Source organism: Terrabacter sp. RAF57, from assembly GCF_052113925.1.
Lineage (GTDB): Bacteria > Actinomycetota > Actinomycetes > Actinomycetales > Dermatophilaceae > Terrabacter.
The window spans coordinates 341,306-367,696 of the sequence record NZ_JBFRDT010000002.1; the positions used below are offsets into that span (position 1 = coordinate 341,306).

Here is a 26,391-nt window from a genome sequence, read left to right on the forward strand (position 1 = left end):
CGCGTACCGGCTGCGCCATCCTACGGTGGCGCGTCGTGCTCTACTTGGCCGGATCCGCTTCCAGCGTCATCTGGAGCTCGAGCTCCGTGCCGTCACGCTCGACCTTGAGGCTCACGGTGTCGCCGACGGCCCGCGCGCGGATCGAGACGATGAGCTGGTCCGGGGTGCGGATGCGCTTGCCCTCGAAGCCGATGATGACGTCGCCGGCCTTGACGCCGGCCTTGGCGGCCGGCCCCCCGGAGGTCACCGCGTCGGGCGCGTCGAGGACCTGGGCGCCGTCACCGACGAACGTGCGGCTGAGGTTGACGCCGATGACCGGGTGGGTGGCCTTGCCCGTCGCGATGAGCTGGTCGGCGGTGCGCCGGGCCTGGTCGCTCGGGATGGCGAAGCCGAGCCCGATGCTGCCGCCGGTGGAGCCGCTCGTCCCCGGAACCCGGGCGATGGCGCTGTTGACGCCGATGACCTTGCCCGTCATGTCGAGCAGCGGGCCACCGGAGTTGCCGGGGTTGATCGCCGCGTCCGTCTGGATGGCGTTGATGAAGGAGGACTCGCTGCCCTCTCCCGGCGTCACGGGGCGGTTGAGCGCGCTGACGATGCCGGTGGTGACGGTCTGGTCGAGGCCGAGCGGTGCACCGACGGCGATGACCTGGTCGCCGACGACGACCTTGTCGGACGCGCCGAGCGTCAGGGGCTTCAGGTCGGTGCGGTTGATCTTGAGCACGGCGAGGTCGTAGCTCGCGTCGCGCCCGACGATGGTCGCCTTCTCGGTGTCGCCGTTGCTCAGCACGATCTCGATGTCACCGTTGACGCCGGGCTCGACGACGTGGTTGTTCGTCAGGACGTGGCCCTTGCCGTCGATGACGAAGCCGGATCCGGTCGCCGATCCCTCGCTGCCGGCGTCGACCTTGATGGTCACGACGCTCGGCAGGGCGACGGCGGCGATGTTGGCGACCGAGCCGGCAGGTCGCTGCGTGGCGCCCGGACCGGGCTCGGGCAGGGTCGAGCCGGCGAGGTTGATGCGGTCCTCGGCGACCTGGCTCGCGATGCCACCGATGACACCGGAAAGCAGGCAGAGCCCGACGACGGCGGCGACCAGCTTGCCGCGACCGCGGCGGGCGGACGGCGCCGGCGGGTCGGCGAGTGCGACGCCCGCGGGCGGCACGGGGCCGCTCCCGAGATCAGGGTCGCCCCCCGCGGGTGCCTGGGGCACGGAGCCGAGGTGTGCCGTCCCGCCGGCTGCCGCGGCGGCGCCGGCCAGCGCGTCGCCCGGGGGGGTGGACGCACCGGGCCCGGTCGCAGAGGGCGCGTCGGCCTCGGGGGTGGGCGGGGCGTAGGCCGAGCGGTAGGCCTCCTCGGCGAGCGAGTCGGCGCGGTCGCTGCCCCAGGCGGCATCGGCCCGGGCAGGGACGCCGGCACCCTCGGTCGGGTGCTCGCCTCCGAAGACGTCGAACCACGCGTCGTCACCCGTGTCGGCGGGACGAGAGTCGGAGGCCCTCACCGGCGGCTGCGCCTCCGATGCGGTCGGGACGGGGGCCGGTGTCGTCGGCGACGCGGAGGGGATGGCCCGGGTGTCGTGCAGGTCGATGATGCCGGTCTGCTCCACGTCGGGCGCTCCTGCGTGCCCGAGGGCCTCAGTGCGCTCGTCGGTCTCGCGAGCTGCCGTGGGGTCGGGCTCCGGCGTCGTCGACTCGTCGCTCATGGCCCTGATTGTGCCGAACGGACGTTGGTGACCCGAACCGGGGCCACCAGGGCGGAGGTCGGGTCGACGGCCAGCGACGCGGTACGGGCCGACGTGCGGGTCGTGACGACCCAGTACGGGACGTTGCCGGCGCCGACGTCGCCGAGACCCTGCGTCTGACGCGTGACGGGAGAGATCCTGTTGCCGGGCAGCACGGAGCCGCCGAAGTTCACGGCGCTGACGGGACCGGCCCCGAAGTTGGCCACCGGGCCCCGCACCGAAGGGGTCCGCGAGCCGGGCACGGGCGCGATCGCGAGTCCCCACGCGGCAGCGACCGACGCGCCCGCCGCGATCGAGGCCACCACCGCAGCACGCATCGGCGAGCGGTGCAGGGCAGGAGCGGTGGGCCGAACGGTGGGCACGGGCTCGTAGGACGGCGTCGACGGCATACGGAAACCCACGGGCGGCAGCGGGATGCGGGGGGCCCTGGTCTCACGCGAGGGAGCGGGCGCGGGCTGGGGCTCACCCGAAGGAGCAGCACCGAGACCCATGAGGGAGGTGCGCAGGCTCATCGGGACGCCGGTGTCGGAGCGCAGCGACGCGACGATGCGGCGCTCCTGGTCGGCGGCGGCGCGGCAGACGGTGCAGCACACGAGGTGCTTGTCGTAGAGGTGCAGCATCGCCGGCGGCAGGGCGCGGTCGACGTAGGCGCGGACGTATCCCTTGAGGTGCGGCGTCACGACATCACCTCCGGACCCATCAGCGCGAGCTCGCCGCGACTCGGCGGCCGGGAAGGCGCAGGCCGGCGCGAGCGGCGCGCGACTCGGGCTTGGCCGTACGGGCGGCGGCGGCCACCTCGGGGGCGCGGTGCGCGAGGGCCTCGCGCAACTGGGCGCGGCCACGGTGGATGCGCGAGCGGACGGTGCCGAGCTTGACGCCGAGCGTCGCGCTGATCTCCTCGTAGCTGAGGCCCTCGATGTCGCAGAGGACGACGGCCGCGCGGAACTCCGGCGCAAGAGCGTCGAGCGCCCGCTGCACGTCGTCGTCGAAACGGGCGTCGTGGTAGGTCTGCTCCGGCCCCTTCTCGTTGCTGGGGAGCCGACCGGCAGCGTCGTCGGGCAGGGCGTCGAAGCGGATGCGCTGCTTGCGACGCATCTTGTCGAGGAAGACGTTGGTCGTGATGCGGTGCAGCCAGCCCTCGAAGGTGCCCGGCTGGTAGGAGTGCAGCGACCGGAAGACGCGCACGAAGACGTCGTGCGTCAGGTCCTCCGCGTCGTGCGGGTTGCCCGTGAGGCGGTAGGCCAGGCGGTACACGCGCGCCGAGTGCTGCTCGACGATCTCCTCCCACGTGGGGGGAGTCCACGTCGAGTCGGCCTGCTCCACCGAGGTGGGAGAGGTGGACGTCACGCTGGTGCTCACAGGGGGCTGGGCCTTTCACGGAGAGGGGTCAACGACAAGAACGCCGTCAGATCTCGTTTCGTTCCCGTCGATCGTCTCGGATTGCCCTGTCCGACCGCCAGCCAGAACCTGTGGTTCTGCTGTGGACGGGGTAGCCGGACGGCGGGCGGGGTGGTCAGCGGGACTGCTCGCTGCCGTCGTGCGGGACCGCTTCGTGGTGGGCCCGGCCGTGCGTTCGTCGGTCTTCCTTCATCTCCGCCTCGAAGAGGTGGCGTCGGCCACCGACGAGGTCGTCGCGCGCCGTCTTCTCGAGCTCCTTGAAGGTCGCGTAGTAGTCGTCGTCGTACTCCTCGACGATCTGGAAGGTCCACCGTCCCTGCACGACGTTGCGGCCGACGAGCTCGGTCTGCAGCCGGTCGGCGAGCTCGGTGTGGCCCGCCTCGCGGAAGAGGTCGACGGCCTCGCCCAGGGTGAGGTCCGCCATCCCCGTGAGCCGGTGGAAGCCGTAGAGATGGCCGCGGGCGTCCTCGACGACCTCGAGGGCCTCGGACAGCTTGCCCAGGGCCTCGACCGTGGCGTCGTCGACGCCGCCCGGACGCAGGTGCTCCGCGGTCGGCTTGTCGTGTTCGTCCATGACCTGATCCTTACCCGCTTCAGGGCGACGGGGTGCCGAATCGGCCCGGCACGTCACAGTAGGGTGACGAACATGAGCACCCAGAAGGTCGCCGCGTGGTCACACGCCGAGGAGTTCGTCACCCCGAGCGAGCACGTCGAGGAGGCCACCCACCGCGGTGAGGAGCTGGGTGCGCCGGCCGTCGGCAACGGTGTCGGCGCCGTGCTCCAGATGCTCGCGGCCGCGACCGAGGCCAAGGCCGTCATGGAGATCGGGACCGGCGCGGGCGCCTCGGGTCTCTGGCTGCTCGGCGGCATGCCCGCCGACGGCATCCTCACGACCATCGACCTCGAGACCGAGCACCAGCGGGCCGCGCGCGACGCCTTCGCGGCTGCCGGCATCGCCCACCAGCGCACCCGCTGCATCGCCGGCCGTGCCCTCGAGGTGCTCCCCCGGATGACCGACGGCGCCTATGACCTCGTCGTCGTCGACGCCGACAAGGAGGAGTACCCCGAGTACCTCGCCCAGGCCACCCGCCTGCTGCGTTCCGGCGGCACCCTCGTCATGAYGTGGACCGACAAGGAGTCCGACCCCGCCAACCGGGACGCCGAGACGCGCACCCTCCGCGAGGTCGGCCGCGCGATCCGCGAGCACGACCAGTTCACGGTGTCGCTGCTGCCGGTCGGCGACGGTCTGCTCGTGGCCGTCAAGCGCTGAGCGCACGTATGCCGTCCGGCCGGCCGGACGGCATACGCCATCCTCCGCCCGGGGTGGGCATGCGAAACGGCCCCCGACCGTGAGGTCAGGGGCCGTCGAACCTGGATCAGGCGGAAGGGTCAGTTGACGCCGTCACAACCCTGGATCGCGTCACGCAGAGCTGCAGCCTCGTCGGGGGTCATCTCGACGACGAGACGCCCGCCGCCCTCAAGGGGCATCCGCAGCACGATGCCGCGGCCCTCCTTGACGACCTCGAGCGGGCCATCGCCGGTCCTCGGCTTCATTGCTGCCATGGTTCCCCTTCCCTAGGAATCCTCGGTCTTTGGCCCCATTATTCCGTGTCTCGTTTGCGAGACCTAATTGGGGATGTGACAGAGGGCACGTCCGGCCCCTCCGAGGCTCGTCACGCTTCCGCCTGGGGACGGATTGGGACAGAGTGGCGCCCATGACGCAGACGCCCGACTCCTCCTCCTCGCCCGCCACCGAGCCCCTGCTCGTCGAGGTCGCCGACGGCATCGCCTGGCTCCGGCTCAACCGCCCGGACGCCATGAACAGCCTCGACAACGCCCTCAAGGATGCCCTCGTCGCGGCGCTCCGCGAGGTCGGTGAGGACCCCGCCGTGCGGTGCGTCGTGCTCACGGGGACCGGGCGGGCCTTCTGCGTCGGGCAGGACCTCAAGGAGCACGTCCGCAGCCTCGGCGACCCGACGTCGACGCTCGAGACGACCGTGACCGACCACTACAACCCGATCGTGATCGCGCTCTCGACGATGAACAAGCCCGTCGTCGCGGCCCTCAACGGCGTGGCGGCCGGGGCGGGGATGAGCTTCGCGCTGGCGTGCGACTTCCGGGTCGCGTCGGAGCAGTCCGGGCTCAACACCTCGTTCGCGGGCATCGCGCTCTCGTGCGACTCCGGGGCCTCGTGGACGCTGCCCCGTCTCGTCGGGCCCGCCCGCGCCAAGGAGCTGCTGCTCCTGCCGCGCACGGTCTCGGCGGCAGAGGCGTTGGCGATGGGGCTCGTCACGAAGGTCGTGCCCGCTGACGAGCTAGAGGCGACGGTGACCGAGCTGGCCCGGACCCTCGCCGAGGGCCCGACGCTGGCCTACGGCTCGATCCGGCGGGCCGTCGCCTACTCGGCGGGCGCCGACCTGCCCGCGGCCCTGGCGCACGAGGCCGAGCTCATGGCGTTGACGGGTGGCAGCAGCGACCACCGGGCCGCCGTCGACGCCTTCCTCGCCAAGGAGAAGCCCACCTACACCGGCACCTGACCGCCGCTCTCGGCACGCTGGACCTGGTCACGCGCGAGATCGCGCACCGGCTGTCGTCAGGGCGCACGGGGCGCACGACCTCGCGCCCGACCAGCGGCCGTGTCGGCCACACGCGGCTGGGGCGCGGGTGAGATCAGGGACGACGGGTCACGGTGGGTAGTCGCTCGGGGGGACGAAGCGCCACAGGATGTCGGTCCAGTAGTACTGGCCCACGACGCTGAGGACGAGGAGCGGGACGAAGCGCCACAGCAGCCGCTTCCACGCGTTGCCGCGACGGTCGGCCCAGCCCGCCCCGAGCACGACGACGAGGAGCGGGAAGAGCGGGATGAGGTAGCGGAAGATGCTCGTGAAGGGGTCGAGCACCGCCGCGAGGTAGGCCGGATAGGCGAGCGTCCACGTGCGCAGGTCGGCGCCCAGGTTGCGGGCCCACGGCCCGGCCACCATGGCGATGACGACGAGCGGCACGAGGACGAGCATCACCGGCCCCCACGTATCGCCGAACGCATACTCCGACATCCCGACCCACGGCGTGAACGGCTCGACGGTGCCCGAGCCACGCCACGACGCCATCGTGTCGGTGTAGGCCGACGGCACGCCGGTGCGCCACCACGCGATGGCGGGCCACAGCAGCCCGGCGACACCGCAGCCGACGAGCGAGGCGAGCATCGCGGCATACGTCCCGCGACTGATCGGACGCTCGCGGCGCGCCCGCCAACGCAGGAAGACCACGACGAGCGTCACGAGTCCCAGCGGCACGGCGATCGGTCTCGAGAGCCCGACGAGCAGGGCCACGACCGTCGCGACGAGCCACCGCTCCTTGGCCAGCGCGTAGAGGTAGCCGACGAGCAGCAGCATGGCGAGCGACTCGGTGTAGGCCAGCTGCAGCGTCACCGACGCGGGGAAGCTCGCCCACAGGGCGATGACGAGGTATGCGGCCGGGTCGCCGATGCGCTCACGCAGCAGCAGTCCCATGAGCACGGCCGCGCCGGCCCCGCAGAGGAGCGCGATCGTCGAGCCCACCGCCGGGAAGTCGAGCCCGGTCACGGCCATGCCGGCGCGGGCCATGAACGGGAAGAGCGGGTAGAAGGCCCACGGGTTCTGCTGGACGGCCCCGCTCTCGCCGACCGGAAGCTCCGAGGGGTACCCGTGCTGGGCGATCGTCTGGTACCACTGGCCATCCCAGAGTGCCGTGAACGGGAAGTAGGACACGGGCACGTCGTCGCCGCCGGTCATGCCGGACGGGACCTGGTGCTGCATGACGAGCAGCAGGATCGTCGTCGTGACGACCCGGGCCAGCGCGTAGACCGCGAGCACCCAGGCGACGAAGACGCCCCGCGAACGCAGCGAGAACACCTCGGTCATGTGGTGCGTTCGCGGCCGACCGTCGGATCGGACGGCTCGGCCGGCTCGGGGGTCGGCTCGAGCCCCTCCGTCGCCGCCTCGGCCGCCTCAGCGGGCTCCGCCGCCTCGGCGGGCTCCGCGGGGTCGGACCGCTCGGCCGGCTCGGGCGCGGAGTGAGCCCGGGTGTCCCGGCGCAGCACGGCGATCTCCTCGTCCTTCTCGCGGAGCTCGCGCCTCAGCCGGTCGACGACCCCGTCGACCTGGCTCATCCGGTAGCCCCGGGCGCCCACGTCGAAGACGAGGTCGTCGAAGTCGGTGTCGCGGATCGGCTCGTCGGGCAGGGGCTCGTGGCTCAGGCTCGTCGTGTTGCGGCCGAGGCCACCGCCAGCGAGCCCGAGGATGAGCGCGACGACGAAGCACAGGACGACGATCCCGACGAGGAGGATGAACCACTTCACGCGCGCGGCTCCTCGTACGTGCGGATCGCCTTGACGGCCTCGTCCGGGTCGTCGGTGACGATGAGTCGCTTGAGGTCCGCCGGACTGATCATGCCGTGGTCGAGCACCGTGTCGCCCAGCCAGTCGATGAGCCCCTGCCAGTACGCGGCGCCCATGAGCACGATGGGGAACTCGGTGACCTTCTGCGTCTGCGCGAGCGTCAGCGCCTCGAAGAGCTCGTCGAGGGTGCCGAAGCCTCCCGGCAGCACGATGAAGCCGCGGGAGTACTTGAGGAACATGACCTTGCGGGCGAAGAAGTACCGGAAGTTGATGCCGAGGTCGACGTACTCGTTGAGTCCCGTCTCGAAGGGCAGCTCGATGCCGAGCCCGACCGAGGTCCCCTTCGCCTCGAAGGCACCCTTGTTGGCCGCCTCCATCGCCCCCGGCCCACCGCCGGTGATGACGGCGTAGCCCGCCTCCGCCAGCAGGCGGCCCACCTCGACCCCGATGGCGTATGCCGGGTCCTCGGGTCGCGTGCGCGCCGAGCCGAAGACCGCGGCCGCCGGTCCGAGCTCGGAGAGCGTGCCGAAACCCTCGACGAACTCGGACTGGATGCGCATGACGCGCCACGGGTCGGCGTGCAGCCACTCGCCCTGCTGGTGCGCCTCGAGCAGTCGCTGGTCGGTCGTCGTCACGGGCACCTTGTGACGGCGCAGCGTCACCGGACCGGTCTGGCGCCGGTCCTCGTGCGGGCTCCCCGAGGTGACGGGTGCAGGCTGGTGGTCGGTCACAGCGCCACCCTATGCGGAGAGGTCAGCCGAGCCAGCGCAGCAGGGCGGCCTCGGCCTCGACGTACTGCTCGACCGGGCAGCGCTCGTCGTCCATGTGCGCGAGGTTGGGGTCTCCGGGCCCGAAGTTGACGGCGGGGATGCCGAGCGCGGAGAAGCGCGCGACGTCGGTCCACCCCTCCTTCGGGTTGACGGGCACACCGAGCGCGTCGATGAACGCCTTGGCGGCGGGCAGCAGCAGACCCGGTCGCGCGCCGTCGGCCGCGTCGCCGAGCGTCACGTCGAAGCCGTCGAAGACCTGGCGCACGTGCGCGAAGGCCTCCTCGGTGTTCTTGTCGGGCGCGTAGCGGTAGTTGACGGTGACGGTGCACCGGTCGGGGATGACGTTGCCGGCGATCCCGCCGCTGATCCCGACGGCCTGGAGGGCCTCGTGGTAGTCGAGTCCGTCGACGGTGATGGTCTCGGCCTCGTAGGCGGTCAGCCGCGAGAGCACCGCCGCGGCGTCGTGGATGGCGTTGTGGCCCTTCCACGGGCGGGCCGAGTGGGCGGCGACGCCCTTGGTGACGACCTCGGCGCGGAGGGTGCCCTTGCAGCCGCCCTCGATGGCACCGTCGGTCGGCTCGAGGAGGACGGCGAAGTCGCCGGCGAGCAGCTCTGGCGAGGTGTCGGCGAGGCGGGCCAGACCGTTGTACTTCCCGTCGATCTCCTCGCACTCGTAGAAGAGGAAGGTCAGGTCACGACTCGGCTCGGGCACCTGCGCCGCGATGCGGAGCATGACGCCGACACCGCCCTTCATGTCGACCGTGCCCCGACCCCACAGCTCGCCGTCGACGCGGCGCGTGGGCAGGTTGGGCACCGCGGTCAGCGGCACCGTGTCGATGTGTCCGGCCAGCACGACCCGCTCCGAGCGGCCGAGGGAGGTGCGGGCGACGACGGTGTTGCCGTCGCGGACGACCTCGAGGTGCGCGAGGGGCCGCAGGGCGGCCTCGATCGCGTCGGCGAGCGCCGCCTCGTCCTGGCTGACCGACTCGATGTCGCAGATCGCGGCCGTGAGCGTCGTGACATCGGCGGACAGGTCGAGGGTGGCGGCGCGGGCCCCCGTGTCGGCGGGCACGGTGGTCGGGTCGGCGGGCGGCGAGGTGGACGGCATACGCGAAGGTTATCCGGAGGCCACCAGGTCGCGGCGCCCGCGGGACCGTCCGACCGTCACCGTCCGGTGACCACGGTGCGGGTCCGCGTTTCACCGGTGCGGGCGGTCCCCATATCCTTGCGGCCATGTCGGAGCGCAACGCATGGGGACACGGACTGACGACGACCACTGATGACGGGCAGGTGCTCGACACGTGGTTCCCGCAGCCGGCGCTCGGGGAGCGCCCGGCCGGCGCGACCGTCCCCGAGGGCCTCGACGCCCTCGTCGGCACCGACGAGGCGCGCCGCGTGCGCACCGAGGTCCGGCTCGTCGAGATCGACCTCGACGCCCCCCCGGCCGACGCGCCGGACGCCTACCTGCGTCTGCACCTGCTGTCGCACTGCCTCGTCGAGCCCAACACCATCAACCTCGACGGCGTCTTCGGTGCCCTGCCGAACATCGTCTGGACGAGCGCCGGTGCGTGCGCCGTCGACGGCTTCGAGCAGACGCGGATGCGGCTGCGGGCCCGGGGCCAGCACGTCGCCGTCTACGGCGTCGACAAGTTCCCGAGGATGACCGACTTCGTCGTACCGCAGGGCGTGCGCATCGCCGACGCCGACCGGGTGCGCCTCGGCGCGCACCTCTCGGCGGGCACGACGGTCATGCACGAGGGCTTCTGCAACTTCAACGCCGGCACGCTCGGCACCTCGATGGTCGAGGGTCGCATCGTGCAGGGCGTCGTCGTCGGGGACGGGTCCGACATCGGCGCCGGCGCCTCGATCATGGGCACCCTGTCCGGTGGCGGGACGGAACGCGTCAGCATCGGCGAGCGTTGTCTCGTCGGAGCCAACGGCGGCATCGGCATCGCGCTCGGGGACGACTGCGTCGTCGAGGCCGGGCTCTACGTGACGGCGGGCACGAAGGTGACGCTGCCCGACGGCACCGTGGTCAAGGCCAGGGAGCTGTCGGGGTCGAGCAACATCCTGTTCATCCGCAACAGCGTGAGCGGTGCCGTCGAGGCCCGCGACCGCGCGGGGACGGGCATCACTCTCAACGCCGCCCTGCACGCCAACGACTGACCCAGACCGGACGCCACCGGTTCAGACCAGAGCCGGACCACCTGAGGACCCCATGCCGAAGAACCGACCGGGCCCGACCCTTGCCGACTCCCGGGGCCGCCCGCGCGCTCGTCGCCGCCCCCGCTGGGTGCCGATCCTGCTCGTGCTGGCGGTCGTCGGCACGGCCGGGTGGTTCGGTGCCCGCTTCCTCATCCAGAGCGTCGTCAACCCGCAGTGCACGATCAAGGCCGGCGGGATCACCGAGACCTTCGACCCCGACCAGACGGCCAACGCCGCCCTCATTGCGGCGCTGTCGATCAAACGTGAGATGCCGCCGCGTGCGGCCACGATCGCGTTGACGACGGCGTTCCAGGAGTCGAAGATCCGCAACCTGCGCTACGGCGACCGCGACTCGCTCGGCCTCTTCCAGCAGCGGCCGAGCCAGGGCTGGGGCACCAAGGAGCAGATCCTTGACCCCGTCCACGCGACCAACGCGTTCTACGACGCCCTCGAGAAGTACCAGGGCTACGAGACCGCCGACATCACGAAGATCGCCCAGCGCGTCCAGAAGAGCGGCTTCCCCGAGGCCTACCGCGACCACGAGGGCCAGGGCCGGGTGCTCGCCTCGACCTTGACCGGGCACTCCCCCGCCGGCCTGACGTGCCGCCTCGACGCGGTGAAGACCAGCCTCGCGCCGCAGCGCGTGGCTGCCGACCTGTCCGAGCAGATGGGCGTCACCTCGGTCCGACCCGGTGAGGGCATGCTCACCGTGACGGCCCGCGACCGCACGACCGCCTGGGCCGTCGCGCAGTGGGCCGTGGCGCGCGCCGAGATCTACGGGGCGAGCAAGGTCAGCATCGGAGACCGCGTGTGGGACCGCTCGAAGGGCGACGAGGGCTGGTCGTCCGGCTCCGACGGCACGACGGTCACGATCACCCTCGGCTGAGCCCGGCGGCATACGCCCCCGGGCGGGCTCCCTGCCGGCTCCGTGGGACGGGTCGTGGTCAGCCGGACACCCGGTCGAGGTGCTGGAGCAGGTCGTGCGCGGCGAGCTCGACGTCCTTGTGCCGCCACTCGCTCGCGCGGTAGACGCAGGCGATGAGCGCCGTTCGGTGGACTCGCCGGAAGTCGCCGACGACGAAGGCGTAGCGCGCCTTGGTCCCGTCGTTCGCGCCCTCGGTCAGGCCGAGGTGCCACGCGGCGTAGTCGTCCCACGGGTGCCGCTCGAGGTAGGCGTTCTGCGCCTCTGCATCCGGCTGCACCTGTCCCTAGTCGCTGTCGAGGACGTACTGCCGCTTGTCGATGAGGTCGCGGCACCGGGCGACGGCCGCGTCGTTGACGAGGTACTTGGCCATCGCCCCATCATGCCGATGCCCCCGTCCCAGGAGGGGCGGGGGCATCGGGTGGATCTCGGGTGAGCCGACGGCTCAGGCGGGGTAGCTGCGCTGGGCCTCGCCCGTGTAGATCTGGCGCGGACGGCCGATCTTCGTCTCCGGGTCCGTCATCATCTCGCGCCACTGGGCGATCCAGCCCGGGAGACGGCCGATGGCGAAGAGCACCGTGAACATCTTCGACTCGAAGCCCATGGCCTTGTAGATGAGGCCGGTGTAGAAGTCGACGTTCGGGTAGAGCTTGCGCTCGACGAAGTAGTCGTCGGCCAGCGCGATCTCCTCGAGGCCCTTGGCGATCTCGAGCAACGGGTCGTTCTGGCCGAGCTTCTCGAGGATGTCGTCGGCGGCCTTCTTGATGATCGCGGCGCGCGGGTCGTAGTTCTTGTAGACGCGGTGCCCGAAGCCCATGAGGCGGACACCGTCCTCCTTGTTCTTGACCTTCTCCATGAACTTCTTCGGGTCGTCGCCCGACTCGTGGAGCTTGCCGAGCATCTCGAGGACCGCCTGGTTGGCGCCGCCGTGGAGCGGGCCGGACAGGGCGTGGATGCCGGCCGAGACCGAGTTGAAGAGGTTCGCGTGGGCCGAGCCGACGAGGCGCACCGTCGAGGTCGAGCAGTTCTGCTCGTGGTCGGCGTGCAGGATGAAGAGCAGGTCGAGGGCCTTGGCGACGGTCGGGTCGACCTCGTAGGGCTCGACGGGGTAGCCGAACGTCATCCGCAGGAAGTTCTCGACGAAGGACAGCGAGTTGTCGGGGTACATGTACGGCTGGCCGACGCTCTTCTTGTGCGCCATGGCCGCGATGGTCGGCAGCTTGGCGAGGAGGCGGACGGTCGAGATCTCGACCTGCTCCTGGTCGAAGGGGTCGAGGCTGTCCTGGTAGAACGTGCCGAGCGCCGAGACGGCCGAGCTGAGCACGGGCATCGGGTGCGCGTCGCGCGGGAAGCCGTTGAAGAACGCGCGGAGGTCCTCGTGCAGCATCGTGTGCCGGCGGATCGAGTCCTCGAAGCGGGTCAGCTCCTCAGGCGTGGGCAGCTCGCCGTAGATGAGCAGGTAGGAGACCTCGACGAACGTGGACTTCTCGGCCAGCTCGGCGATGGGGTACCCGCGGTAGCGCAGGATGCCCTCGTCGCCGTCGATGTAGGTGATCGCGCTCTTGCACGACGCGGTGTTGACGAAGCCGACGTCATAGGTGACGAGGCCGGTCTCCTTCAGCAGGGACCCCACCCCGAGCCCGTCGTTGCCCTCGACGGCGTCGACTCCCGGGAACGTGAGTTCCTTGTCTGCGACCTTGAGTGTCGCGTCCACTGCCTTCGTCACTGTTCCTCGCCTCCTGTCACTCCGGCCCAACGGCGCCGGACGTATCCGCGAGCGACGTTACCCCAGCGTCGGGTCCGCTGAGAAAACAGGTCCACCCCATACCACCGCACGACGTCGGGCCGCAACGGGGGCCAAGACGGTCTCGGCGTCAGAGCCGGGAGCAGGCGGCGGCGATGCGTTCGTCGGTGGCCGTGAGCGCGATGCGCACGTGCTGGCTGCCGGCCGCGCCGTAGAACGCGCCCGGCGCGACGAGGATGCCGCGGTCGGCGAGATCGGAAACCGTTGTCCAGCAGTCCTCTTCGCGGGTGGCCCAGAGGTAGAGCCCGGCCTCGGAGTGGTCGACGCGCAGCCCCGCTCGGGTGACGGCGGCGAGCAGCTGCTCGCGACGGCGGGCATATGCCGTCCGCTGCGTCTGCACGTGGGTGTCGTCGCGCAGGGCGACAGCCATGGCGTGCTGGACGGGTGTGGGCATGATCATTCCGGCGTGCTTGCGCACCTCGAGGATCGCGCCGACGAGCGCGGGGTCGCCGGCGACGAACGCGGCGCGGTAGCCGGCGAGGTTGGACTGCTTGGACAGCGAGTAGACGGCGAGCAGGCCCTCGTGGGACCCGCCGCAGACGTCAGGGTGGAGGATGCTCGGCGTCGCGGTGCCGATGTGGCCCTCGCGCCAGTCGAGCTCGGCGTAGCACTCGTCGCTGGCGACGACGACCCCGTGCCCACGCGCCCACTCGACGACCTTGCGCAGGTGCGGGACGCCCAGCACCTGGCCGTTGGGGTTGCCGGGGCTGTTGAGCCACAACAGCTTCGGCGTCGTGGCCGCCGTGAGCGGGCCGAGGCTCGTCAGCGACTGGGCGACGACGCCCGTCGCGCCGGCGATGCGCGCGCCGATGTCGTAGGTCGGGTAGGCGACCGCGGGGATGCCGACGACGTCACCGGCGCGCAGGCCGAGCAGGGTGGGCAGCCAGGCCACGAGCTCCTTGCTGCCGATGGTCGGCAGGACCGCGTCGACGGTCAGGCCCGGGACGCCGCGGCGACGCTCGAACCACTCGCAGATCGCGGCCCGCAGGTCGGCGGTGCCGACGGTCAGCGGGTAGCCCGGCGCATCGGACGCGTCTGCGAGCGCCCGACGCACGACCTCGGGGGTCGGGTCGACCGGCGTGCCGACCGACAGGTCGACGATGCCCTCCGGATGTGCGACCGCTCGCGCCTTGTAGGGCGCGAGCGAGTCCCACGGGAAGTCCGGGAGGTCGAGCCCCCGCACGGACGCGCTGGGCGCGCCGGGCACGGTCACTCGTCGTGTTCCTGCGGCGGGAGCGCCTCGATGAGCGGGTGGTCCTTGTCGATGATGCCGAGCTTGGCGGCGCCACCGGGGCTGCCGAGGTCGTTGAAGAACTCGACGTTGGCGTTGTAGTAGTCGGCCCACTGCTCGGGGACGTCGTCCTCGTAGTAGATCGCCTCGACGGGGCACACGGGCTCGCAGGCGCCGCAGTCGACGCACTCGTCGGGGTGGATGTAGAGCGACCGCTTGCCCTCGTAGATGCAGTCGACCGGACACTCCTCGATGCAGGCACGGTCCTTGAGATCGACGCAAGGCTGGGCGATGACATAGGTCATGGGGAGCGGACCTCCTGCTGTGGAGCGTTCGGGAGCGGATGCTGCACGGCCTAGTATGCCGGACATGAACGGCGAGCCCACGCACGGCCCCACGGATGAGACCGACCCGGAGACGACGTCCTCGGAGGACACCACGAAGGGCTCGGAGGCGACCCCGATCTCCCCCACCGCTGCCGCGGACACCACCGGCCACCGCCTCACCGCGGGCCTGACGATCGGCAGCAGGGTCGTCGTGCGCTACCGGCTCGCCGAGGGCGCCGAGGCGGCCGCCACCGACTTCGTCGGCGAGCTCGTCGCCCGCAACGACGACTTCCTCGTCGTCGACACGAAGACGGAGCGGGTGAAGCTGATCCGTACGGACGTCCTCGCCGCCAAGGACGTGCCGCCGCCCGCCAGCCGCCCGGGCCGCGCGCACGAGCGCGTGTCGGCCGACGACCTCGAGAAGCTGATGGCCAAGGGCTGGCAGGCGCTCGACCGCGGCGGCATCGGCGACTGGGTGCTCCGCGCGTCCGACGGCTTCACGGGTCGGGCCAACTCGGCGCTCGTCGTGGGCGACCCGAGCCTGCCGGTCGACAAGGCGATCGACTTCGTCGAGAAGTGGTACGCCGAGCGCGACCGTCCGCCGATCTTCCAGGTCCACGGCGAGCGTGGGTTCGCCGTCGACGGGATCCCAGCTGCTGCTGCGCTCCTCGAGCGCGGCTATGCCATCGGCGGCGGCCGTGACGACTGGCAGCGGGTCCTCGTCATGACGGGCCTGTCCGCCGCGGTGCCGCCCCTCACCGAAGCGTCGGTCCCGGTCACCGCCGACGCGGAGCTCAAGCTCGACTGGCTCATGAGCTACGCCGAGCAGCGCACCGTCGTGCCGGGAGCGACCGAGGCGGTCCTCACGGGCAGCGACGGGCAGCTCTTCCTCTCGGTCACCGATCCCGAGTCGAGGCGGATCATCGCCTTGGCGCGCATGGCGATCCACCCCGGGTGGGCCGGCATCTTCGGGCTCTGGGTGCACCCCGACCACCGCCGCAAGGGCCTGGCCACGACCATCGTCTCGGCGATCGCCATGGTCGCCCGCGAGAACAACATGCCGGCGATCTACCTGCAGGTCTCGGCCGACAACACCGACGGTGTCGCGTTCTGGGAGGGACTGGGGTTCGGTGTGCACCACGAGTACACCTACCTCGCCCGTCCGACCGCCTGAGCACCGGGGCGCACCCGGCGTAGCACCGTCGCGGGCGCGCACCGGTCACGGCGGCGTGGCGGCGGGGTTCGTGCAGATGATGTGGTCCTCGGGCACGTAGTGGGTGCTGACCGGCTCGCTCCTGACGAGGGTGCTCGACCCGGGGCGGCGCCACTCACGCGTCACGGTGACGTCGAAGCCCGGGTTGGGCTGCTGCGGGTAGCACTTCAGGCTGTCGGTGCGAATCGTCTTGGGGGGCACGACGTTTCGCCTCGGGCCCTTGACCGACGTGATGTCCCAGGTCTTCGTGCTCCACACCCGTCCGTGGACGAAGCCACCCTCGACCCAGGTCTGCAGCAGCATCCCGTAGGGGGTGTCGTTCTTCCACTTGTTGTCGATCGTCGGCCAGTAGACGGTGGCCTCACGGCCTTCCGGGTAGCGCGGGATGAAGAACGCGTGCGGGCTGAACGCGAGGAAGTCGACGCCGGCGAAGTAGGCCAGGTTGTAGACGACGGTGGACACCTGGCTGATGCCGCCCCCGGTCCCGCGTGTCAGCCTGCCGTCGATGATGACGGTGCCGTCGGCATACCCCTTGTCCTCGGTGCGCTCGCCGAGGATCCCGTTGAGGCTGAAGGTGCCCCCGGGCGGCACGTAGATGCCGTTGATGCGCTTCGTCGCGACGACGAGGTTGTTGGTGCGCGTCGCGTCGTTCGTCGGGAAGGGCGAGCGGAAGTCCGCCACGAGGGTGGTGACACCGGCCTGCTGGGCGTCCTCGGTGGTGAAGGGTGGCTGGGCGACCGCGGGCCGCACGTCCACCGTGCGCTCGGTGCCGGAGATGGCGGCGACGACCTGCCTGGCGACCGCGTCCTCGTCGAAGGTGAGCCCGTCGACGGAGGGCACGAGGCGGGGCTTGCCGTTGTTCGGCTCGAAGACCCAGCGGGCGCTGCTCGCCGTCCGGCTCGGCACGGTCACCTTGCCGGCGACGAGCCGGGCGAGGCCGGGCTCGTCGAAGCGCGGCGTGAGCCCGCCCGACCCGTCGGGCACGACCGAGACCATCGGAGCGTACTCGGCCGGGGAGAGCAGCACGCGCGTCGAGCCGGACACGAGGGTGAGCGGCCGGGACATCGCCGTGCTGCCGAACTGCGAGCCGACCTGCTGGACGACGTCCGCGCTCACGGCGGGCGGCACCTGGCGCACCACTGCCGTGGCCTGCGTGGAGTCGGGGAAGGCGCGGCGCAGCGCGAGCTTCGTCGCGGCCACGTCGAGCGTGCTGCCCGGCGCCGGCATGTCGACGGAGACGGAGCCGTCGGGGAAGGTCACCCCGCCCTCCACGGGGGCGACGGCCAGTCCGGGTGCGAGCCGGTCGAGGTAGGCCGTGAGGGCCTCGTCGTCCGCGGCCGTGAGCAGCGGTGTCCGGACCGACCCCGTGAGCTTGTCCCACACGACCCGCGGGTCGAGCGTGAAGCCGGTGAGCCCCTCGAGGGAGCGCTCGGCGTCGACCGTGAGTCCGGCGTCACGCGGCACGACCTCGATCGGCGCGGCACGGCCCGGCACGCTGAGCACGATGGGCGTGTCGAGCAGCGACCGCGAGCCCTTGTCGATGGCCGCCCGGGCGGACTCGGGCGTCATCCCACCGACCCGGATGTCACCCACCGACACGGATGCCGGGACGTGCTGGGAGGACCACACGCAGAGGCCGGCGTAGCCGCCGCCGAGGACGATCGTGGCCACGAGCAGGCGCAGCACCGTCGAGCGCCGCTCGCGGCGCGTGTCGTCGGACCAGTCGTGGGCCATCGGCTCTCCGGGCAGGGGACATCGTGTGGCACGAAGGTAACGCCGCGGCGCTCCGATTGCAGCGAAGCACCGCGAGGTGTCGGCTCCGTGACGAGATCGTTGCCGTCGGTCAGGCGAGCAGGCCGGCCTCGCCCGCCTGCACGGGTCCACCCACGGTCTGCCACGTGAGCGGGTCGACACGCCGGAAGCCCTCGCGGGCCGTCGTCCGCGCGGCGACGAGGTTGGACAGGGCGTGCACGTCCGCGCTCGCGACGATGACCTGGGTCGCGTGCTCGCGCAACGCGTCGCTCTGGACCGTGCGCGCGGCCTCGTCGACCACGGCGTGCGTGACGCGGTCGTCGTCGACGACCGACGGCGGGAACGCGTCGTGGGCCGCGGGCACGCCGAGCCGCGGCGGCGCGGGCGGCTCCGGGCCGAGATCCTGACGGCTCCACCACGCGCTGGTGTCGAGCAGGTCGGGGTGGGCGGCGGCCAGCCACGCGCGGTCCTCGCGCGCCCAGCCGAGCGGCGTGAGGATCTCGTACACGCGCGTAGGCCGGTCGGCGGCGTCGAGGAGCTCCAGGGCGCGCCGCGTGACCCGGTGGGTCTGGACGTGGTCGGGGTGGCCGTAGCCGCCGTGCTCGTCGTAGGTGACGACGACGTCGGGTCGCAGGTCGCGCACGAGCTCGGCGACGAGACCGCCGGCCACGTCGAGGTCCGCCGCCGCGAAGGCCTCGGGGCGAGCCGCAGCCGGGGAGCCGACCATGCCGGAGTCCCGGAAGCGCGAGAGCCGCCCGGCCGCCTCGTCGGCCCCGAGCACGTGCACGACGGCCCCGATCCGGTCGAGGGCGCGCGTCAGCTCACCGTGGCGGTAGGGTCCGAGCCGGTCGTCGGGGTCACCCTCGAGCTCGGCGAGCCCCGGGGGGATGACCTCGCCCTCCTCACCCAGGGTGCACGTCAGCACGTGCACCTCGTCGCCACGGGCGACGTGGTGGGCCATCGCGATGCCGCACGTCAGGGTCTCGTCGTCGGGGTGGGCGTGGACGAAGAGCAGGCGGGGCACGGTGGTCCTCTCGAAGCGTCGGGGAGCGTCGGGGCGCTCGGTGCGTCAGCGCACGGACACGGTGGCGAGGTCGACGATGCCACCGACGCTGTGGTCCTCATAGGACTTGACGCCCGCTCCGTGCAGGTAGAGGGCCTTCGTCGCCGACAGCGCGATGTAGCCGCCCTCGTCGCGGATCGACCGGTCGGCCTGCTCCCACACCCTGGACCGGGCAGCGGGGTCGGCCGTGGCGTCGGCCTTGTCGATGAGCGCGTTGACGGCGTCGTTGCTGAAGTAGCCGACGTCCTGGCCCGGACCCGACGAGTCGATGTTGATGCGGGGGTCGAAGAGCGCCGGCAGCACCCCTCCGGCGGACGGCCAGTCGGGGGTCCACACCCCACGGAAGACGTCGTAGGAGTCGACCGAGGTCGGCTTCTCGATCGTCTCGTAGTACTCCTCGGGCGGCACGCCCGTGAGCTCGACCTTGAAGCCCGCGCGCTCCCACCCGGCGGCGAGGGCGGCATACGCCTTGTCGCCGAGCACCGAGCGGGCGTAGACGACGCGCAGCGGGACGGGGAGGGTGACGCCGGCCTTCTGGAGCAGCTTCCGGGCTCCCTCGGGGTCGCCCTCGACGCCGAGGCCGGGCGGCGGCGACACGGACTCGGGGTCGACCGTAGGAGACAGGACCGACCACGTCGGCGTGCCCGCCCCCTCACCCCCGGTCGCGGTGACGTAGGTCGCGCGGTTCGTCGACAGGGACAGCGCCTTGCGCACTGCCGGGTCGGACATGACCTTGCTGCGCATGTTGACGGCGAGGTAGTCGACGTTGCCCGTGTAGGGGAAGGTGAGCCGCGTCTGGAGGTCGGTGCCGGCCTGGTTGCGCAGGGTGGGGCTCGCCTGGACCCACGACACGGCGTACGCGTCGTCGTCCTGCTGGTTGAGCAGCCGCTGGATGACCGTCGACTCCCCCAGCCCGGACGTCACGTGGATCTCGTCGGGGTAGGCGTGCCGGATCGGGTCGGTGCGGGCGTCCCAGTGCTCGTTGCGCACGAAGGTGCCGCCCTTGCCGATGACCCACGGCTCCTTGAGGCGGTAGGGCCCGCTCGACATGACGGCATACGTCGCCTTGTCGCTCGTGGTGTCGGCCGCGACCTTGCGCGGCGCGAACTCGGGCAGCGCCACGATGTGCGCGAAGTCGGGCTCGGCGTCGCGCAGCCGGAAGGTGATGGTGCGGCCCTTGCACGACACGGCGCGGTCGAAGTCGGACTGGTGGGCCCTGTCGGACGGCCCGGCGTAGACGGGCTTCTCGAGACCCTCGGGCGTCACCTTCGTCGGCATCGCGAGCAGGTAGCTCGCGTAGTTGGTGCCGCCGACGTGCGTGCGCCGGTCGAAGGTGCGCGCGACGCCGTGGCGCACGTCGTCGCACGTGATCGGCGAGCCGTCCTGCCAGGTCAGCCCCTCGCGCAGCGTGAAGGACCACGTGCGTGCGCCGTCGCTCGGGGTGCCGGTGTCGGTGGCGAGGTCGGCCTCGACGTCGCGCTGGTGCTCACCCGTGCCGTATGCCGTGAGGCCGCGGGCGAAGGTGCGCTGGGCGAAGAACGCCTCGGGCCCGACGTACATCAGCTGCGGGTCCCACGTCGCGATGGTGCCCGAGACGAGGACCTGCAGCGTCCCGCCGGGCTGGGGCTGCCCCGTCGCTGCCGATGGGGCGGCCCCCAAGGCCTCCTGGGTGCTCGTCGGGTCGCTCGACCCGGTGCACGCCGCGGCGCCCGCTGCCAGGACGGCAGCGACGACCGCGACGGCCGACGACCTCCTCAGCCCGCGCACCACGTTGCGCACGGCTCGGTCAGCCCTCGGCCTTCGCCGCCGAACGCGCCCGTGACGCGGTTCGGGCGCGCTCGCCGGCGTCGAGGACGACCTTGCGGATGCGGACCGACTCGGGCGTGACCTCGACGCACTCGTCCTCGCGGCAGAACTCGAGGCTCTGCTCGAGGCTCAGCTTGCGCGGCGGGACGATCTTCTCGAAGTTGTCCGAGGAGGAGGCGCGCACGTTGGTGAGCTTCTTCTCCTTGGTGATGTTGACGTCCATGTCGTCGGCGCGGGAGTTCTCGCCGACGATCATGCCCTCGTAGACCTCTGTCGTCGGGTCGACGAAGAGCGTGCCGCGCTCCTGGAGGTTGACCATGGCGTAGGAGGTGACGACGCCCTTGCGGTCGGACACCAGGGAGCCGCTCGTACGGGTCGTGATGGCGCCGAACCACGGCTCGTAGTCCTCGAAGACGTGGTGGGCGATGCCCGTGCCGCGCGTCTCGGTGAGGAACTCGGTGCGGAAGCCGATGAGGCCACGGCTGGGCACGAGGAACTCCATGCGGATCCAGCCGGTGCCGTGGTTGGTCATCTGCTCCATGCGGCCCTTGCGGGCGGCCATGATCTGCGTGATGGCTCCGAGGAACTCCTCGGGGGTGTCGATGGTGAGGCGCTCGACGGGCTCGTGGACCTTCCCGTCGACCTCGCGGGTGACGACCTGCGGCTTGCCGACGGTCAGCTCGTAGCCCTCGCGGCGCATCTGCTCGACGAGGATGGCGAGCGCGAGCTCACCACGGCCCTGGACCTCCCAGGCGTCCGGACGCTCGGTGTTGAGGATGCGCAGCGACACGTTGCCGATGAGCTCCTTGTCGAGGCGGTCCTTGACCATGCGGGCCGTGACCTTCGAGCCGCGGACCTGGCCGACCATCGGGCTCGTGTTGGTGCCGATGGTCATCGAGATCGCCGGCTCGTCAACCGTGATGAGGGGCAGCGGGACGGGGTTCTCGGGGTCGGCGAGCGTCTCGCCGATGGTGATCTCGGGGATGCCGGCGACGGCGATGATGTCACCGGGGCCCGCCTCCTCGGCGGGCTTGCGCTCGAGCGCCTCGGTCATGAGCAGCTCGGTGATCTTGACGCGCTGCTGGGAGCCGTCGTGGCGGCACCACATGACCTGCTGGCCCTTCTTGATCGTGCCGTTGAAGACACGGAGCAGGGCGAGGCGGCCGAGGAAGTTGGAGGCGTCGAGGTTGGTGACGTGCGCCTGCAGGGGCGCCTCGTCGTCGTACGTCGGCGCGGGGATCGTCTGGAGGATCGTCTCGAAGAGGGCCTCGAGGTCCTCGCCCTCCGGCAGGCCACCGTTGTCGGGGCGCTCGAGCGACGCGCGGCCGGCCTTGGCCGAGGCGTAGACGATCGGGAAGTCGATCTGCTCCTCCGTCGCGTCGAGGTCGAGGAAGAGCTCGTAGGCCTCGTCGACGACCTCGGCGATGCGCGAGTCCGGACGGTCGACCTTGTTGATGCACAGGATGACCGGCATCTTCGCGGCGAGCGCCTTGCGCAGCACGAAGCGGGTCTGGGGCAGCGGGCCCTCGGACGCGTCGACGAGCAGGACGACACCGTCGACCATCGACAGGCCGCGCTCCACCTCACCACCGAAGTCGGCGTGGCCGGGGGTGTCGATGATGTTGATCGTGACGCCGTCGGTCAGGCCGCGGTCCTGGGCGGCCTTGCCCGTGTAGTGCACCGCGGTGTTCTTCGCGAGGATCGTGATGCCCTTCTCGCGCTCGAGGTCACCGGAGTCCATCGCGCGCTCGTCGACGTGCTGGTGCTCGCCGAACGCGCCGGACTGCCAGAGCATCTTGTCGACGAGGGTGGTCTTGCCGTGGTCGACGTGGGCGACGATGGCGACGTTGCGGATGTCCGCGCGGGTCTTCATGGGCATGAGGGACAGTCTCTCAGGGTTTCGAGGGTGGTTCGGACCACGGCGTCGTGGGTGGTTCGCGTGTGGTTCAGGAGGCGCTTCGGGCGTCCGGGTCGGACGCGGGCGGGCGCAGCAGCTGCTCGAGCTGCTCGACGATGGGCAGGTCGGCGGGGAGCCACCCGACGGCACGGAGGTCGCCCCGGTCGAGCCAGCGCAGCTCGTCGTGGTCCTCGAGGGGCTCGGGCGTGCCCTCGACGACCTCGGCGAACCACACCAGCATCTCGTACCGATCGCCCAGCGGCCACGTGGAGCCCGGCTTCGGACCGGGCACGTGCGCGCCGAGGCGCACGCGGACGCCGAGCTCCTCGAGCAGCTCGCGGTGCAGGGCCGACAGCGGGGACTCGCCCTCGTCGACCTTGCCGCCGGGCAGCTCCCAGCCGCCGGCGAGCGCCGACGGCTCCGTGCGGCGGGCCGACAGCAGTCGGGTCGGTCGCTCCAGGTCGTCGACGACGGCGGCCCCGACGACGAGGCGTACCGGGTGCTGGACGGGGTCTGGGCTGCTCATGGCGCCACCGATGGTGCCACAGCACGAGGTCCAGGACGACCGGGCGAGCACGGTGGGGCGTTTACTGGTGACATGACACGACGGCTCACCGACGAGGAGATCGAGCGCCAGCTGGGCGACCTGCCCGACTGGACGCGTGACGACGACACGATCCGGGCTTCTTTCGAGGCGCCGGACTTCCTGACCGGCATCGCCCTCGTGCAGGAGGTCGCGTCCGCCGCGGAGACGATGGACCACCATCCCGACATCGACATCCGCTGGCGCACCGTCGCCTTCGCGCTGTCGACCCACTCCGAGGGCGGCCTGACCCAGCTCGACGTCGAGCTCGCGCACCAGATCAGCCAGGAGGCCATCCGCCGGGGCGCCGCCGCGACGGGCTGAGCCGTGCCGGCTCGGCCGAGGACCTCTGGGAGTCGCCTGAGGATCGCCCGGGTCCGGTCTGGACGTCGCCGGGTGGGCGGGTCGCGCCCGTAACTTAGGATTGCCTCATGCGATCCCACTCACGCTCCGACTCGCGTGCCGAGTCCCGGGAGGGCCATAGTCCCTGGCCGGACCCGATCCGGCCGCCCCAGACGCACCGCTCGCTCGCCCGGGTGGTGAACGCATGAGCACCGCCCTCGGCATCTGCCTGGGCATCGCACTGATCCTCGCCCTGACGGCGGCGACCGGCTACTTCGTGGCCCAGGAGTTCGCCTACGTCGCCGTCGACCGCAACGCCCTCAAGCAGCTCGCGGCCGAGGGTGACGCCCCCGCCGAACGCGCCCTGCGCGTCACGTCGCAGCTGTCGTTCACCTTGTCGGCCGCCCAGTTCGGCATCACCGTGACCGCCCTGCTCGTCGGCTACGTCTCCGAGCCGCTCGTCGGCGCCGGCATCGCCGAGCTGCTCGACCCCTCGATGTCGTATGCCGCCCGGCTCAGCCTCTCGGTCACCGCCGTCCTCGTCTTCTCGACCGTCGTGCAGATGGTCTTCGGCGAGCTCGCGCCCAAGAACCTCGCCATCGCGCGGACCGTGCCCCTGGCCCGCTCCCTGAGCCGGTCGACGCTCGCCTACCTCACGGTGGCCGGCCCGATCGTGCGGCTCTTCGACCGTTCGTCGACGGCCCTGCTGCGCAGGGTCGGCATCGAGCCGGTCGAGGAGCTCGAGCAGGGCGCGACGGCCGAGGACCTCACCCGCATCATCGACGAGTCGCACGCGGGCGGCCTGCTCGACGACGACCTGTCCGACGTGCTCGAGGGCGGCCTGCGCTTCCGCGAGCTCGACGCAGGAGACGTCATGACGCCGCGCGTCCGTGTCACGACGATCCACGCCGACGCCCCGGTCTCGGCCCTCGTCGACCTGCTCGACACCGGTTGGTCACGCTTCCCGGTGACCGGCCGCGACGGTGACGACATCGTCGGGGTCGCCGGCATCGCCGAGGTGCTGGCCGTCGAGCCCGACCGGCGCCGCACGACGACGGTCGGCTCCGTCGTCTCCGACCCGACCGTCGTCCCGACGAGCGCTCCGCTGCCCCGCGTCCTCGAGCAGATCCGGGCCGACCACCGGCAGCTGGCCGTCGTCGTCGACGAGCACGGTGGCTTCGCCGGCATCGTCACCTTCGAGGACATCGCCGAGGAGGTCGTCGGCGAGATCCTCGACGAAGACGACACCCCGGAGCCGGGCGTCGTCGAGACGGGCGCCGACACGTGGCTCGTCCCGGGCCACCTGCGCCTCGACGAGCTCGACACCGCGACCGAGCTGCGCCTCGCGAGCAGCGACGAGTACTCGACCATCAGCGGACTCATCCTCGAGGACCTGGGCCGCACGGCCGTCGTCGGCGACGAGGTCCACGTCGAGGCGCGCCGCGAGGTCGTGTCCGACGGTCACCACGGCTCCGAGGGCGACGGTGCCGACGTCCGCGCCGGTGACGCCGACGAGAACGCAGAGCCGGCCGGCGACCACGAGGCCCCGGGGAGCTGGGGCGACCCGGGTGAGCCCGACCGCGAGCACGACCGCGAGCACCGGCACCTGCCGGTCTCCGTTCGGCTCACCGTCGAGGCCGTCGAGCGACACGTGCCGTCGGCGGTGCGCGTCGAGGTGCTCGACCTCATGTCCGACCTCGAGGCCCTCGACATCGACCCCGGCTCCGACCCCGACGGGTCGGACGCCGCCGGCGGCGATGCGACCGACCGCACGGCCGGCTCACGGACGGAGTCCGGCCGATGACGACCGCCCTGCTCGTGTCCCTCCTGCTCCTCGTGCTCAACGCCTTCTTCGTCGCGGCGGAGTTCGCGCTCGTGGCCAGCAAGCGCCACCGGCTCGAGGACCTCGCCGAGCGTGGCAGCGTCGCGGCGCGGGCCGCCGTGCGCGGCAGCCGTGAGCTCTCGCTCATGCTCGCCGGCGCCCAGCTCGGCATCACGCTGTGCACCCTGGGGCTCGGCTCGCTGGCCAAGCCGGCCGTGGCGGAGCTGCTCACCCCCGTGTTCACCTTCGTGCGCGTCCCTGAGGCGGCGGCATACGTCGTCTCCGTCGTGCTGGCCGTCGGCATCGTCGTGTTCCTGCACATGGTCGTCGGTGAGATGGCCCCCAAGTCGTGGGCGATCGCCCACCCCGAGCGGTCAGCGGTGCTGCTGGCGTTGCCGTTCCGCGGTTTCGCCCGCGTGATGCGCCCGGCGCTCAGCCTGCTCAACGCCATGGCCAACGGCTGCCTGCGCCTCGTCGGCGTGACGCCGCAGGACGAGCTCGGCCAGGTCCACGGACCCAAGGAGCTGCAGCTGCTCATCGCGAGCTCGAAGGACCACGGCATGCTCGCCGAGCCCGAGCACCGCGTCCTCGCCGGTGCCATCGACCTCGACACGACACCGGTCCGCGAGGTCCTCGTCCCCATCGAGCGGGCTGTCGGGGTCGACACGACCGCGACGTGCGCCGAGGCCGAGGCCGTGTCGCGCGACACCGGCCGCTCGAGGTTGGTCGTCCGAGAGGGCGACACGCCGGTGGGCGTCGCCCACGTGCGCGACATCGTCCGCGCGGTTCCCGGCGCGCCCGTCACCACCGTCACGTCGCCGGCGGTCCACGTCGACGCCGCGCTCTCGCTGCTCGACACCGTGTCGGCGATGCGAGCGCAGCACGTCCAGCTCGTCCTCGTCGACGGCCCGTCCGGCCCGGCCGGCCTCGTGACCATGGAGGACCTCCTCGAGCGCGTCCTCGGTCAGTTCGACGACGAGACGGACGCGTAGGCGCGCGTCCGTCCGGACCGGGCCGTACGCGTACGGCCGCGTGCGTCACGGGTGGCGCTGGGCTCCTGCTGGGAGTCCCCTCCGAGCCTCCTCCAGGCCCCCTCCGAGTTCGCTCGGAGGGGCCTCGTGGCCGTCGCGGGCGTCCGGGGTCC

General features: G+C 71.7%; 27 protein-coding genes. 8 read left to right on the forward strand and 19 right to left on the reverse strand.

The window, feature by feature from the left end:
• Positions 1–40: 40 nt before the first annotated feature.
• The 4 genes from AB4Y83_RS03395 to AB4Y83_RS03410 all read right to left on the reverse strand — a co-directional run bounded on the left by AB4Y83_RS03395 (position 41) and on the right by AB4Y83_RS03410 (position 3,710).
• Positions 41–1,699 carry a trypsin-like peptidase domain-containing protein gene (locus tag AB4Y83_RS03395; protein ID WP_442275125.1) on the reverse strand — a complete coding sequence of 553 codons (1,659 nt, stop codon included), beginning with the start codon at positions 1,697–1,699 and terminating at the stop codon, positions 41–43.
• On the reverse strand, positions 1,696–2,418 hold the full coding sequence (locus AB4Y83_RS03400) for a hypothetical protein (RefSeq protein ID WP_442275126.1): 723 nt from the start codon (positions 2,416–2,418) through the stop codon (positions 1,696–1,698). Before AB4Y83_RS03400 ends, AB4Y83_RS03395 begins: the two co-directional genes overlap by 4 nt.
• Positions 2,419–2,437: 19 nt before the next feature.
• Positions 2,438–3,085, reverse strand: a complete 648-nt coding sequence (gene sigE, locus AB4Y83_RS03405; RefSeq protein WP_442275127.1) for an RNA polymerase sigma factor SigE — start codon at positions 3,083–3,085, stop codon at positions 2,438–2,440.
• Positions 3,086–3,251: 166 nt separating this feature from the next.
• Positions 3,252–3,710, reverse strand: coding sequence for a hypothetical protein (locus tag AB4Y83_RS03410; RefSeq protein WP_442275128.1), 459 nt, complete (start codon positions 3,708–3,710; stop codon positions 3,252–3,254).
• A gap of 72 nt (positions 3,711–3,782) precedes the next feature.
• Here AB4Y83_RS03410 and AB4Y83_RS03415 point away from each other — a divergent pair, with 72 nt between their 5' ends.
• The gene (locus tag AB4Y83_RS03415; protein WP_442296028.1) at positions 3,783–4,406 is read left to right on the forward strand and encodes an O-methyltransferase; all 624 of its coding nucleotides are present in this window, start codon (positions 3,783–3,785) and stop codon (positions 4,404–4,406) included.
• A 119-nt stretch (positions 4,407–4,525) separates the two neighbouring features.
• Here the strand turns inward: AB4Y83_RS03415 and AB4Y83_RS03420 are convergent, their stop codons facing one another.
• The gene (locus AB4Y83_RS03420; protein WP_013493416.1) at positions 4,526–4,699 is read right to left on the reverse strand and encodes a DUF3117 domain-containing protein; all 174 of its coding nucleotides are present in this window, start codon (positions 4,697–4,699) and stop codon (positions 4,526–4,528) included.
• A gap of 152 nt (positions 4,700–4,851) precedes the next feature.
• On the opposite strand from AB4Y83_RS03420, the gene AB4Y83_RS03425 reads away from it, so the two are divergent.
• Positions 4,852–5,673: an enoyl-CoA hydratase/isomerase family protein gene (locus tag AB4Y83_RS03425; RefSeq protein ID WP_442296029.1), complete on the forward strand. Its 822-nt coding sequence runs from the start codon at positions 4,852–4,854 to the stop codon at positions 5,671–5,673.
• A 147-nt stretch (positions 5,674–5,820) separates the two neighbouring features.
• Here the strand turns inward: AB4Y83_RS03425 and AB4Y83_RS03430 are convergent, their stop codons facing one another.
• Genes AB4Y83_RS03430 through dapE form a run of 4 tightly spaced genes read right to left on the reverse strand, consistent with a single transcriptional unit; the run spans position 5,821 to position 9,389 of the window.
• Positions 5,821–7,035 carry a hypothetical protein gene (locus AB4Y83_RS03430; protein ID WP_442296030.1) on the reverse strand — a complete coding sequence of 405 codons (1,215 nt, stop codon included), beginning with the start codon at positions 7,033–7,035 and terminating at the stop codon, positions 5,821–5,823.
• A complete protein-coding gene (locus AB4Y83_RS03435) occupies positions 7,032–7,472 on the reverse strand; it encodes a cell division protein DivIVA (protein WP_442275132.1) in 441 nt (146 codons plus the stop codon). Before AB4Y83_RS03435 ends, AB4Y83_RS03430 begins: the two co-directional genes overlap by 4 nt.
• The gene (locus AB4Y83_RS03440) at positions 7,469–8,242 is read right to left on the reverse strand and encodes a TIGR00730 family Rossman fold protein (protein WP_442275133.1); all 774 of its coding nucleotides are present in this window, start codon (positions 8,240–8,242) and stop codon (positions 7,469–7,471) included. The genes AB4Y83_RS03435 and AB4Y83_RS03440 overlap by 4 nt, the downstream gene beginning before the upstream one ends.
• Positions 8,243–8,264: 22 nt before the next feature.
• Positions 8,265–9,389: a succinyl-diaminopimelate desuccinylase gene (gene dapE / locus AB4Y83_RS03445; RefSeq protein ID WP_442296031.1), complete on the reverse strand. Its 1,125-nt coding sequence runs from the start codon at positions 9,387–9,389 to the stop codon at positions 8,265–8,267.
• A 125-nt stretch (positions 9,390–9,514) separates the two neighbouring features.
• Between dapE and dapD the strand changes: the two genes are divergently transcribed.
• Together dapD and AB4Y83_RS03455 are read left to right on the forward strand one after the other, a co-directional pair.
• Positions 9,515–10,447, forward strand: a complete 933-nt coding sequence (dapD, locus tag AB4Y83_RS03450) for a 2,3,4,5-tetrahydropyridine-2,6-dicarboxylate N-succinyltransferase (RefSeq protein WP_442275135.1) — start codon at positions 9,515–9,517, stop codon at positions 10,445–10,447.
• 52 nt (positions 10,448–10,499) lie between these two features.
• Complete coding sequence (locus AB4Y83_RS03455) at positions 10,500–11,372, forward strand: hypothetical protein (RefSeq protein ID WP_442275136.1); 873 nt, start codon at positions 10,500–10,502, stop codon at positions 11,370–11,372.
• Between the two features lie 58 nt (positions 11,373–11,430).
• Here the strand turns inward: AB4Y83_RS03455 and AB4Y83_RS03460 are convergent, their stop codons facing one another.
• From AB4Y83_RS03460 to fdxA, 5 genes are all read right to left on the reverse strand, one after another.
• Positions 11,431–11,688: a hypothetical protein gene (locus tag AB4Y83_RS03460; protein ID WP_442296032.1), complete on the reverse strand. Its 258-nt coding sequence runs from the start codon at positions 11,686–11,688 to the stop codon at positions 11,431–11,433.
• 6 nt (positions 11,689–11,694) lie between these two features.
• The gene (locus tag AB4Y83_RS03465; protein WP_442296033.1) at positions 11,695–11,826 is read right to left on the reverse strand and encodes a hypothetical protein; all 132 of its coding nucleotides are present in this window, start codon (positions 11,824–11,826) and stop codon (positions 11,695–11,697) included.
• Between the two features lie 27 nt (positions 11,827–11,853).
• Entirely contained in the window at positions 11,854–13,134 is a 1,281-nt protein-coding gene (locus AB4Y83_RS03470; protein WP_081633811.1) for a citrate synthase, read from the reverse strand.
• 148 nt (positions 13,135–13,282) lie between these two features.
• Positions 13,283–14,419, reverse strand: a complete 1,137-nt coding sequence (dapC, locus tag AB4Y83_RS03475; protein WP_442296034.1) for a succinyldiaminopimelate transaminase — start codon at positions 14,417–14,419, stop codon at positions 13,283–13,285.
• A gap of 2 nt (positions 14,420–14,421) precedes the next feature.
• On the reverse strand, positions 14,422–14,748 hold the full coding sequence (gene fdxA, locus AB4Y83_RS03480; protein WP_056770903.1) for a ferredoxin: 327 nt from the start codon (positions 14,746–14,748) through the stop codon (positions 14,422–14,424).
• Between the two features lie 64 nt (positions 14,749–14,812).
• On the opposite strand from fdxA, the gene AB4Y83_RS03485 reads away from it, so the two are divergent.
• A complete protein-coding gene (locus AB4Y83_RS03485; RefSeq protein ID WP_442296035.1) occupies positions 14,813–15,943 on the forward strand; it encodes a GNAT family N-acetyltransferase in 1,131 nt (376 codons plus the stop codon).
• 45 nt (positions 15,944–15,988) lie between these two features.
• On the opposite strand, the gene AB4Y83_RS03490 is transcribed toward AB4Y83_RS03485, so the two are convergent.
• From AB4Y83_RS03490 to AB4Y83_RS03510, 5 genes are all read right to left on the reverse strand, one after another.
• On the reverse strand, positions 15,989–17,716 hold the full coding sequence (locus tag AB4Y83_RS03490) for a VanW family protein (RefSeq protein ID WP_442296036.1): 1,728 nt from the start codon (positions 17,714–17,716) through the stop codon (positions 15,989–15,991).
• A gap of 109 nt (positions 17,717–17,825) precedes the next feature.
• A complete protein-coding gene (gene mshB, locus AB4Y83_RS03495) occupies positions 17,826–18,758 on the reverse strand; it encodes an N-acetyl-1-D-myo-inositol-2-amino-2-deoxy-alpha-D-glucopyranoside deacetylase (protein ID WP_442296037.1) in 933 nt (310 codons plus the stop codon).
• Positions 18,759–18,803: 45 nt separating this feature from the next.
• The gene (locus tag AB4Y83_RS03500; protein WP_442275140.1) at positions 18,804–20,576 is read right to left on the reverse strand and encodes an ABC transporter substrate-binding protein; all 1,773 of its coding nucleotides are present in this window, start codon (positions 20,574–20,576) and stop codon (positions 18,804–18,806) included.
• Between the two features lie 7 nt (positions 20,577–20,583).
• Positions 20,584–22,482, reverse strand: a complete 1,899-nt coding sequence (gene typA / locus AB4Y83_RS03505; protein WP_442296038.1) for a translational GTPase TypA — start codon at positions 22,480–22,482, stop codon at positions 20,584–20,586.
• A gap of 67 nt (positions 22,483–22,549) precedes the next feature.
• Complete coding sequence (locus AB4Y83_RS03510) at positions 22,550–23,026, reverse strand: (deoxy)nucleoside triphosphate pyrophosphohydrolase (RefSeq protein ID WP_442275142.1); 477 nt, start codon at positions 23,024–23,026, stop codon at positions 22,550–22,552.
• A 72-nt stretch (positions 23,027–23,098) separates the two neighbouring features.
• On the opposite strand from AB4Y83_RS03510, the gene AB4Y83_RS03515 reads away from it, so the two are divergent.
• The 3 genes from AB4Y83_RS03515 (at position 23,099) to AB4Y83_RS03525 (ending at position 26,239) form a co-directional block, all read left to right on the forward strand.
• Entirely contained in the window at positions 23,099–23,407 is a 309-nt protein-coding gene (locus AB4Y83_RS03515; protein ID WP_442275143.1) for a 4a-hydroxytetrahydrobiopterin dehydratase, read from the forward strand.
• Positions 23,408–23,630: 223 nt separating this feature from the next.
• On the forward strand, positions 23,631–25,229 hold the full coding sequence (locus AB4Y83_RS03520) for a hemolysin family protein (RefSeq protein ID WP_442296039.1): 1,599 nt from the start codon (positions 23,631–23,633) through the stop codon (positions 25,227–25,229).
• Positions 25,226–26,239, forward strand: a complete 1,014-nt coding sequence (locus AB4Y83_RS03525) for a hemolysin family protein (RefSeq protein WP_442296040.1) — start codon at positions 25,226–25,228, stop codon at positions 26,237–26,239. Before AB4Y83_RS03520 ends, AB4Y83_RS03525 begins: the two co-directional genes overlap by 4 nt.
• Positions 26,240–26,391 lie beyond the last annotated feature (152 nt).